Source organism: Amycolatopsis sp. NPDC051106 (assembly GCF_040682775.1).
Classification (GTDB): Bacteria; Actinomycetota; Actinomycetes; order Mycobacteriales; family Pseudonocardiaceae; genus Amycolatopsis.
This window is the reverse complement of record NZ_JBFBBQ010000056.1, coordinates 47,662-57,279: the sequence shown is the minus strand read 5'-3', so window position 1 is coordinate 57,279 and position 9,618 is coordinate 47,662. Positions and strand designations below refer to the sequence as shown.

The 9,618-nt window shown below is 72.4% G+C and carries 8 protein-coding genes; 6 read left to right on the top strand and 2 right to left on the bottom strand.

Features of this window, described 5'->3' with window-relative positions:
- Positions 1-105, bottom strand: a 105-nt coding sequence (rpmB, locus tag AB0M83_RS32920; protein WP_364522920.1) for a 50S ribosomal protein L28, incomplete at its 3' end; no start/stop codon positions are given.
- Positions 106-238: 133 nt separating this feature from the next.
- Here rpmB and AB0M83_RS32915 point away from each other — a divergent pair.
- Genes AB0M83_RS32915 through AB0M83_RS32905 form a run of 3 tightly spaced genes read left to right on the top strand, consistent with a single transcriptional unit; the run spans position 239 to position 4,437 of the window.
- Positions 239-1,813 (top strand): DAK2 domain-containing protein, encoded by a 1,575-nt coding sequence (locus tag AB0M83_RS32915; protein WP_364522915.1) that lies wholly within the window; start codon positions 239-241, stop codon positions 1,811-1,813.
- Between the two features lie 3 nt (positions 1,814-1,816).
- Positions 1,817-3,970 (top strand): ATP-dependent DNA helicase RecG, encoded by a 2,154-nt coding sequence (recG, locus tag AB0M83_RS32910; RefSeq protein ID WP_364522914.1) that lies wholly within the window; start codon positions 1,817-1,819, stop codon positions 3,968-3,970.
- Complete coding sequence (locus AB0M83_RS32905) at positions 3,967-4,437, top strand: GNAT family N-acetyltransferase (RefSeq protein WP_364522912.1); 471 nt, start codon at positions 3,967-3,969, stop codon at positions 4,435-4,437. The genes recG and AB0M83_RS32905 overlap by 4 nt, the downstream gene beginning before the upstream one ends.
- On the opposite strand, the gene AB0M83_RS32900 is transcribed toward AB0M83_RS32905, so the two are convergent.
- Positions 4,397-5,032, bottom strand: coding sequence for a TetR/AcrR family transcriptional regulator (locus AB0M83_RS32900; protein ID WP_364522910.1), 636 nt, complete (start codon positions 5,030-5,032; stop codon positions 4,397-4,399). The two genes, AB0M83_RS32905 and AB0M83_RS32900, sit on opposite strands and share 41 nt — an antisense overlap.
- Positions 5,033-5,063: 31 nt before the next feature.
- On the opposite strand from AB0M83_RS32900, the gene AB0M83_RS32895 reads away from it, so the two are divergent.
- Genes AB0M83_RS32895 through AB0M83_RS32885 form a run of 3 tightly spaced genes read left to right on the top strand, consistent with a single transcriptional unit; the run spans position 5,064 to position 9,585 of the window.
- Positions 5,064-6,203: an erythromycin esterase family protein gene (locus AB0M83_RS32895; protein WP_364522908.1), complete on the top strand. Its 1,140-nt coding sequence runs from the start codon at positions 5,064-5,066 to the stop codon at positions 6,201-6,203.
- Between the two features lie 54 nt (positions 6,204-6,257).
- Positions 6,258-8,645 carry a caspase family protein gene (locus AB0M83_RS32890; RefSeq protein WP_364522906.1) on the top strand — a complete coding sequence of 796 codons (2,388 nt, stop codon included), beginning with the start codon at positions 6,258-6,260 and terminating at the stop codon, positions 8,643-8,645.
- Between the two features lie 37 nt (positions 8,646-8,682).
- Entirely contained in the window at positions 8,683-9,585 is a 903-nt protein-coding gene (locus tag AB0M83_RS32885) for a S8 family peptidase (RefSeq protein ID WP_364522904.1), read from the top strand.
- Positions 9,586-9,618: the final 33 nt, after the last annotated feature.

Below are 9,618 nucleotides of genomic sequence, written 5' to 3'. Positions count from 1 at the left end.
GGTCTGGATGTTCGGGTTCCACCGGCGGTTGGTACGGCGGTGGGAGTGCGAGACCGACTTGCCGAAGCCGGGTCCCTTGCCACAGACGTCGCACACGGCAGCCACGTCGAACTCCTTTGGATCTGGGTCATAGAGATGAGCCCAGATGCACTGGGCAACTCGACCATAGTAACTACTGGCTTCGCGAGGTTCCGCACCGGGTCGATACGCTGCCTCGGACCGGTCAGGAGGTTACGGGGTGCGGGTGCTGGACACGGCGATGGTGTCGGCCTGGGCGACGGGCTGTGTGCACAGCCTGGCGAGCCTGCGCCCGGCCATCGACGAGATCAACGTCTACCCCGTCGCGGACTCCGACACCGGCTCCAACATGCTCTTCACGATGACCGGCGCGGCGAAGGAACTCGAAGCCGCGCAACCGAAGGACGCCGCCGAAGCGCTGAAGATCCTCGCGCGCGGCGCCGTCGCTTCGGCCAAGGGCAACTCCGGGGTGATCCTCTCGCAGGTCGTGCGCGGGCTGGCCGACCGCGCCGAAGGCGACCTGGACGGCGGGTGGCTGGCCAGGGCACTCGGGCACGCCGACGAGGTCGCGACCGGCGCCGTCAGCCGCCCGGTCGCCGGGACCATCCTCACCGTCCTGCACGCCGTCGCCCTCGCCGTGCGCGACGACACCCGCTCCCTGGCCGACGTCGCCCAGGAGGCCGCGAAGGAAGCCGCGCACGCCCTCGAGAAGACGCCTCTGCAGCTGCCCGCGCTGGCCAAGGCCGGGGTCGTCGACGCCGGCGCCCGCGGGCTCGTCGCCGTGCTCGACGCCCTGGTCGGCGTGCTCACCGGCACCGCGCTCGAGCGGGAGCACGCCCTGGAAGTCCCCACCGCCGGAGAACAGGCCTTCGCGTGGGAGGTCATGTACCTGCTCGACGGCGTCGACGAGCAGAGCCTGCCGACCCTGCGCAAGGAGCTGAGCGGCCTCGGCGACAGCGTCACCGTGGCCGGCGACGGCTCGGGCAGCCACGCCGTGCACGTCCACTGCGCCGACATCGGCGCCGCCATCGAGGCCGGGCTCGCGCTCGGCCGCCCGCGCAAGATCCGCGTCGAGCCGCTGCTCACACCCACGCCGATCGAGCCGGGCGGCGGGATCGATCGCACGGTCGTCGCCGTCGTGCACGGCGGCGAGCTGGCCGAGCTGCTGCGTGCCGAGAGCATCCCGGTGCTGGCCGTGCCCGAGGGCGGAACCCCGAGCGTCGAGGACGTGATCAGCCTGCTCAACGAAGCCGCCGGGCGGCACGTCACCGTGCTGCCGGGCAGCGTCGCGCTCACCGCGGCCGTCGACGCGGCGGCCGGGCACGCGATGGCCGCCGACCGGGACGTCGTGGTCATCCCGTGCGTCTCGCCGGTGCAGGTCCTGGCCGCCCTCGCGGTGCACGACGCCGGGCGCCGCACGAACGACGACGTCGTCGCGATGGCCGAGGCGGCCGCCGCGACCAGGCGTGGCGAACTGCGGATCGCGCGCGAGGAGTCGCTAACCTGGGTGGGCCGGGCCCAGTCCGGCGACGTGGTCGGCCTGGTCGACGACGAGGTGGTGCTGATCGAGCCGGCACCGGCGTCGGAGACGAACCTGGTCGCGGCCGCGATGAAGGTGCTGAACCGGATGCTGGCGCTCGGCGGTGAGCTGGTGACGGTGCTGAGCGGGGTCGCCGCCCCGCCCGGCGTCGCCGAGGAGCTCGCCGAGCAGGTGCGGCTGGAGCACCCGGAGGTGGAGCTGACCAGCTACGCCAGTGGCCAGGCGGAGGCCGTGCTGCTGATGGGAGTCGAATAGCCGATGGCCGGACTGCGCGACAAGCTGCCGCTGCTGCTGGGCGCCAAGACGGCGAAGGCGCTCGCCACGGCGTTGGACATCGAGACGGTCAGCGACCTGCTGCGCCACTACCCGCGCCGCTACGCCGAGCGCGGCGAGCTCACCGACATCGCGGGCCTCGAGCTCGGCGAGCACGCCACCGTGCTGGCGCGCGTCGAAAAGGTGAGCAAGCGGCGGATGAAGTCCCGCAACGGGACCATCCTCGACATGGTGATCACCGACGGGAAGCGCCGGCTCACCTGCGCCTTCTTCAACCAGGCCTGGCGCGAGAAGGACCTCGTCCCCGGCAAGACCGGCCTGTTCGCCGGCAAGGTGTCCGCCTTCCGCGACACCCTGCAGCTGACCAACCCCGAGTACGAGCTGTTCGAGGCCGACCGCGAGGCCGAGGCGATGGACGACTTCCTCGCCGCGATCATCCCGGTGTACCCGGCGGCGCAGGGCATGCCGACGTGGTCGATCGCGAAGTGCGTGCGCCAGGTGCTCGACGTCCTCGAAGTCGACGACGACCCGATGCCGGCGGAGCTGCGGCGGCTGCACCGCCTCTCCGACCTCGACACCGCGCTGCACGGCATCCACCGCCCGGACAACTGGGCGCACCTGGAGGCGTCGAAGAAACGCCTCAAGTGGGACGAGGCCATGGCCGTCCAGCTGATCTTCGCGCAGCGGCGCCACTCGGCCGTCTCGCGGCCGGCGAAGGCGAACCCGCACGTCAGCGGCGGTCTGATGGACGCCTTCGACAAGCGGCTGCCGTTCGACCTGACCGCGGGCCAGCGGGGGATCGGCGAGGAGATCGCCACCGACCTCGCCTCCGAGCACCCGATGAACCGGCTGCTGCAGGGCGAGGTCGGCTCGGGCAAGACGATCGTCGCGCTGCGGGCGATGCTGCAGGTCGTCGACAACGGGCGGCAGGCCGCCATGCTGGCGCCGACCGAGGTCCTCGCCGCGCAGCACGCGCGCTCGCTGCGGGAGATGCTCGGCGACCTCGGCCAGGCGGGCGAGCTGGGGGCGGCCGAGAACGCCACCCGCGTCACGCTGCTAACCGGGTCGATGGGCGCGAAGGAGCGCAAGAAGGCGCTGCTGGAGATCGTCAGCGGCGAAGCGGGCATCGTCGTCGGCACGCACGCGCTGATCCAGGACCACGTCGAGTTCGCCGACCTCGGCCTCGCCGTCGTCGACGAGCAGCACCGGTTCGGCGTCGAGCAGCGGGACGCGCTGCGCACCCGCGGCGCCGGCGACACGAGCCCGCACGTCCTCGTCATGACCGCGACGCCGATCCCGCGCACGGTCGCGATGACCGTGTACGGCGACCTCGAGGTGTCCGCGCTGCGCGAGATGCCGGTCGGGCGCTCGCCGATCTCCACCACGGTCGTGCCGGTCGCCGAAAAGCCGGCCTGGTTCGACCGGATCTGGCAACGGGTCCGCGAAGAGGTCGGCAAGGGCCACCAGGCCTACGTCGTGTGCCCGCGGATCGGCGACGAGCCGCCGTCGGACAAGAGCGACAAGCGGCCGCCGCTCGCGGTCCTCGACGTCGCGCCCGACCTGGAGCACGGCGCGTTGCAGGGGCTGAAGATCGGCGTGCTGCACGGCCGGATGCCGGCCGACGAGAAGGACGCCGTGATGCGCGCGTTCTCCGCGGCGCAGCTCGACGTCCTCGTGGCCACCACGGTGATCGAGGTCGGCGTCAACGTCCCGAACGCGACCGCGATGGTGATCATGGACGCCGACCGGTTCGGCGTCAGCCAGCTGCACCAGCTGCGCGGCCGTGTCGGCCGGGGGAGCAACCCGGGCGTCTGCCTGCTGGTCACCGAGGCCCTCGACGGCACCGCGACGCGCGAGCGGCTGGCGGCGGTCGAGTCGACGACCGACGGCTTCGAGCTGTCGCGCCTCGACCTGGAGCTGCGCCGCGAGGGCGACATCCTCGGCGCCGCGCAGTCCGGGAAGCGGTCCGGGCTCAAGCTGCTGTCGCTGCTGCGGGACGAGGACGTGATCGCCGCGTCGCGGGCGAGCGCGCAGGAGATCGTGGAGAAGGACCCGGACCTGAAGAAGTACTCCGGCCTGGCGCAGATGGTCGCCGACGTCGTCGACGTCGAGCGTGCGGAGTACCTGGAGAAGAGTTGACCATCCGTGCCGCCACGGTGGCCGACGCGACCGCGATCGGCGAGGTCCACGTGCGGTCGTGGCAGGCGGCGTACGCGGGGTTGATCCCGGCGGACTTCCTCGCCCGGCTCTCGGCGGAGTCGCGCGCCGCGTCGTGGGCCCGGCGCATCGGCGACGGGGGCCCGGTGCTGGTCGCCGAGGAGGACGGCGTCATCGCGGGGTTCGCCGCGTACGGAGACGCTCGGCTCTACGCGCTGTACCTGCTGCCCGGGTACTGGGGGCGGGGCCTCGGCCGGGCGCTGCACGACCGGGTCGTCGAAGAGATGTCCGGGGACAGCGCCGTCCTGTGGGTGCTGTCGACGAACGAGCGCGCGAAGGCCTTCTACGTCCGGCAGGGCTGGGTGGACGACGGCGCCACCCAGACCGAGACGATCGACGAGGGGCGCGTCACGCTGGAGGAGACGCGGTTCCGTCTGCGGTTGCGGTGAACACTCCCGCTTTCGCGGCGGCCGCGGCGGCTTTCGCGGCGAGATCGGCGTCCCGTGGCGTCACTCCTTCGCGTGAGACGAACAGGCGGTAGAAGATCGGCCCGCACGCCACCCGTACGACTTCGACCGCGTCCGTGCCCGGCGGGACTTCACCGCGTTCGACGGCCCGGTCGACCACCACCGCCGAGCGCGCGTGGCGGTCGACGTAGAACTCCTGCAGCGCGTCCGCCGCGCGGGAGGAGAGGAAGGCCGCCGAAATCGACGCCGTCGGGAGCTCTCGCTCGCCCGGCGAGGTGAAGTAGTGCACCAGCTCGAGATTGATCCCGCGCAGGTCGCCTTCCAGGGAACCGGTGTCCGGGGCCGTCCACTCCTGCTCGGTGCCCATCAGCAGGGCGGCCGCGACCAGGCCTTCGGCGGACTCCCACCGGCGGTACAGCGTCGTCTTGTGCACGCCGGAGCGTTCGGCGACCGCCTCGACCGTCAGCTCGGCGTAGCCGCGTTCGCCGAGCAGCTCGAGGGTGGCGTTCAACGCGGCGAGGCGGGTCCGCTCGGTGCGTCCGCCCGGCCGCCGCGTGCCGGAAATCTCGGTTGCCAACTGCTACTCCTGTTGCGTTAGTGTGCCCAGTATGCCAGGAACCGTCGCCATCACCGAGATCGCCGACCTGATCGGCGACGCCGAGGTCGTCGCCATCGGCGAGAACAACCATCACATCCGTGAGTTCGGGGTGCTGCGCGACCGCCTCCTCCGGCACCTGGTCTCCGAACGCGGGTTCACCGTCCTCGGCTTCGAAGGTGGGTTTCCCGAAGGGCACCTGGTCGACACCTGGCTGTCCGGCGGCCCGGGGGACGTCGCCGACATCGCGCGGGACGGCTTCACCTTCGGCCTCGGCGATTCGGCCGAGGTGCACTCGATGCTGACGTGGCTGCGCGGCCGCGGTGTCCGGTTCGCCGGGTTGGACCTGCCGAGTTCGGCGGGGTCGCCGGTGCCTTCCCTGCGGGCGGTCCGCGAGCACGTCCTGCGCGTGGACCCGGCCAATGTGTCCCTTGTGGACAACGCGTTGGCGGCTTGTGAGCCTTATGCGTCGGTCAGCAGTGCGGTCGCACCGGGTCTCCACGGGGCGATGAGTGCCGAGGCGCGGGACGCGGCGACGACCGCATTGACCGTCCTCAGAGGACACGTGGAGTCACTGGCGCACGTTTACGGCGAAGTCGCCGCGCACCACGCCGAGGGCGCGCTGCGGATCGACCTCTACCTGCGGGAGCTGGCCGCGTTGACGGCGGGCCGCGCGCCCGAACCGCAGAGTTCGTCGCGGGACACGTACATGGCGGCGACCGTGCGGCTGCTGCGCCGGCTGCACCCGGGCGAGAAGATCGTCCTGATGCTCCACAACGGACACCTCCAGCGGGTGCCGTTCTCGCCGATGCCCGGGATGACGGCGCCGTCGGCGGGGACCCACCTGGCCGCGGAACTGGGCGAGAAGTACTTCGCGCTCGCGCTGACCGCCGTCTCGGGGACGACGACCGGCCTCGCGCCCGACCCGGACGGCCGGCTCGGGTTCCGGATATTCGAGCAGGCCCTGGACGCGCCCGCGGAGGGCAGCGTCGAGGCGGCACTGGCCGAAGACGCGCCGTGCGTCGTCGCGCGGCCGGCCGCGTCGAGCATCCGGCACGCGCACACTTCCGTGCCGGTCGACGTGGCCGCGGCCTTCGACGCCGTCGTCTGCCTGAAAGGGCAGGAAACGATTTTCCAGGACGCCGCCGGTTAGGTCTGCCCGTTCGGCCGTTGCCGTGCCGGGGCCGAGGGGCGTTTCCATACCGGTATGGCCGGGCGAAGGCGAGCGCTGATCGTCGCCAACGGCGAGTACGACAACGCGGGGCTGCAGCGGCTGGGCTCGCCCGCGGCGGACGCGGACGCCCTCGTGGAGGTGCTGTCCGACCGGGCGATCAGCGACTTCGAGGTGCGGGTGGTCCGCAACGAGACCGCGCACGTCGTGCAGGCGGAGATCGAGGACCTCTGCGCCGAGGGCCGGCCCGACGACGTCCTCCTGATGCACTTTTCCTGCCACGGCCTGAAGGACGACTCGGGCGGGCTGTACTTCGCCGCGCGCAACACCCGGCCCGACCGGCTCCGGTCCACGGCGGTGCCCGCGCAGTTCGTGCAGCAGTGCCTCCGGCAGAGCCGCTCGCGCAGCGTCGTCCTGCTGCTGGACTGCTGCTACGGCGGGGCGTTCGGGCAGGGCGTGGCGGTACGCGCGTCGGGCGACGCGAACGTGCTCGACAGTTTCCGCGGCGGCCGCGGCCGCGCGGTCATCACGGCGTCGAACTCGATCGAGTACGCCTTCGAGGGCGCCCGGCTGGCCGAGGGGCAGCCCGCGCAGCCGTCGGTGTTCACGGCGGCGCTGGTGGAGGGGCTGCGCACGGGGGAGGCGGACCGCGACGAGGACGGCTGGATCGCGCTGGGGGAGCTGTACGAGTACCTGTTCGACCGCGTCCGCGAGCGCAACCCGAAGCAGACGCCGAGCCGCGACATCGAGATGCAGGGCGAGCTGTACCTGGCGAAGAGCAGGCGCCGCCGGATCAAGCCGTCCCCGATCCCGGCCGACCTCGCGGGCGCGATCACAGCGGAGAACCCGTTCACGCGGCTGGGCGCGGTGGCGGAGCTGCGCCGCCGGTTGGCGAGCGACAACCTCGCGGTGGCGATGGGAGCGTTCGAGGCGCTGAAGTCCATGGCGGCCACGGACATCCAGCACGTCGCGGCGGCGGCTTCGGACGCGCTCGGGTTCGCGGTGGTGCGGGTGGACGTGCCGTCGGTGCGGTTGTCGGCTGTGTCCGGTGCGCGTGCCTCGGCGTCGCTGCGGGTGTCGGGGCCACCGGTGGCGCGGGAGGTGCGGTTCGAGGCGTCACACGCGTGGATCGCGGTCACGCCGACGGCTTCGGGTGCCGAACTGTCGGTGACGGCCGGGGAGCCGGGCGTGCGGCAGGGGAAGGTCGTGGTGACCGGGCCGACCGGGGACGCCGTGGTGGCGGTGGAGATCGAGGCGGTCCCGGCGCCGGTCCCGGCACCCGAGCCGGAGCCGGTAGCCGAGGCGGCACCGGAGACCGGGCCGGAATTCGAGCCGCCGGAGCGCCCCAATGTGGCGTTGGGTGCGTTGGACGCACCGAACGCCACATTGGGTGCGTTGGACGCACCGAACGCCACATTGGGTGCGTTGGACGCACCGAACGCCACATTGGGTGCGTTGGACGCACCCAACGCCACATTGGGTGCGTCTGACCCAGCTGTCGACGGAGGGGATCGTGCCTCCGAACCCGTGGTGGCGGTCGATTCCGGCTCCGTGCCTGAACCCGTCGTTGCGGAAGTGGAAGCGGAAGCGCGGCCACCTGCGAGCCCGGCCGAGCAGGCGGATCCCGTCGCCGGCACCGCCGGGATCATCGCGATCGCCGGGGCGATGTTCGCGGTGATCGGGCTCGGCCTGAACTACCGCTACGACGAGTACACCCTCGGCCAGTACCGGCCCGGCATGCCGTTCTACGCCATCGTGGTCGCGGGCTGCGCGCTGCTGGGCGGGGTCCTTGCCATGGCACCGCGGACGAGGCGGCGGATCGGTCCGGCCGTCCTGCTGGGCACCGGCTTCGCCGCGCTCTTCGGACTGTTGCGGTTCGTCGGCGAAGGGATCACCCTCGGTGCGAGCTCCTCGGACACCGAACTGAACGCGGGCTACGTCTTCGAGCTGATCGCCCACGCCGCGGTGGTGGTCGCGGCCCTGCTCGCGCTCGCGGCGCTGCGCCGCAGCCCGGGTCTCGCGTTCGGCGCCGGCCGCGTGCGGGGCTGGCAGCCCTGGGTGGCGGTAGCGCTCGCCGGAGTGGTCACGGAGGGTTGGATCACTCAGCTCAACGATCTGGACCAGGTCGACTCGAGCGAAGCCGGCCGTGCCACGGCCTACTTCACGCTCGGCCCGCTCCTGGTCCTCCTGCTGGTGGTCGCCGTGGCGGCTCTGCGCCCGCCGGCGGTCGCGTGTGCCGTGCTGGGCGCCGGGACTGCGGGGCTTGCGGGGGTGCTGGGCCCGACGTATTCGACCCTCCGGGACAACACTTCGGTGATCCTCGCCGGCGAAATCACCGCGGGCGTGGGACTCGCCGGGCTCTTGGTGCTCACCGTCGTCTGGGGTGTCCGGCTCCGGAATCAGCCGAACGGGCGACAGTCCTGAGTTGTCGCCCCGCCTCCGCCGGGGTACGACGACGATCATGAGGATCCTGCTCGCCGCCGTGGCCATCGTGTTCGCCGGACAGACGCCGGCCGTCGCCGCCGGTGGGGTGCAGCCGGATCCGCCCAGCTGGGGGCTCGACCGGATCGACCAGCGCGCCGGGCTCGACCACGCCTACCACTACGGGAGCGACGCTTCCGGTGTCACGATCTACGTGATCGACAGCGGCGTCGACGCGAAGCACCCCGACTTCCAGGGCCGCGTCGCGCCCGGGCGGGACTTCCTGAACGGCGGCTCCGACACGTCCGACACCAACGGCCACGGCACGCGCCTCGCCGGGATCGCCGCGGGCAAGGACTACGGCGTCGCGAAGGGCGCGCAGATCGTGCCGGTGCGGGTGCTCGACAAGGACGGCGGCGGCGCCACCGACCAGATCATCGCGGGCATCGACTGGGTCGCGCAGAACGCCCAGCAGCCGGCGGTCGCCGTCCTCGGCATCGGCGGCGTGCCGAACGACCAGCTCGACGCGGCGGTGAAGCGGCTGGCGGCGGTGGTCCCGATCGCCGTCCCGGCGGGCAGCGAGACGGCGGACGCGAGCGGGTTCTCCCCGGGCCGGGTGCCGGAGGCGCTGACGGTCGGGGCCACCGACGCCCAGGACCACCCCGACCCGAAGTCGAACTTCGGCCAGGACGTCGACCTGTACGCGCCGGGGGTGGCGGTCCCGACTCCGCTCGCCGGCGGCACGGGCGCGGGCCCGGAATCGGGCACGTCGATGGCGGCGGCGTTCGCGGCGGGGGTGGCGGCGCTGTACCGCGCCCAGCACCCGGAAGCGGCGCCCGACCAGGTGGACCAAGCGCTTGTTCAGGCGGCGACGCCGGACGCGCTCAAGGGGGTCCCGGACGGCACGGCCAACCGGCTGCTTTACGCGCCGTCGGGATCCTGAGAAGCTGCCCGGACGCGCTCCCGGCCAATCTTC